Annotated in this window: 2 tRNA genes; both read right to left on the minus strand. The window is 58.8% G+C overall.

Features of this window, described 5'->3' with window-relative positions:
- Positions 1–2 precede the first annotated feature (2 nt).
- A tRNA-Glu gene (locus ACCC96_RS30370) sits at positions 3–75 on the minus strand.
- A gap of 104 nt (positions 76–179) precedes the next feature.
- Positions 180–255: transfer RNA gene (locus ACCC96_RS30375), tRNA-Gly, on the minus strand.

Consider the following 255-nt stretch of genomic DNA (forward strand, 5'->3'; position numbering starts at 1 on the left):
GGCGTCCCCTAGGGGACTCGAACCCCTGTTACCGCCGTGAAAGGGCGGTGTCCTAGGCCACTAGACGAAGGGGACACGCTGCCCGGAACACATGGTGTGTGTTTCGGTGCCCAGACCCGCATCCGAAGATTTGGTTCTGGTTTCACTCAGCCTTGCCCGAAAGCAACGCTGTTTAAAATTGGAGCGGGAAACGAGACTCGAACTCGCGACCCCGACCTTGGCAAGGTCGTGCTCTACCAACTGAGCTATTCCCGC

Origin of the sequence: Pseudomonas sp. Pseusp11 (assembly GCF_047304405.1) — a bacterium.
Lineage (GTDB): Bacteria > Pseudomonadota > Gammaproteobacteria > Pseudomonadales > Pseudomonadaceae > Aquipseudomonas.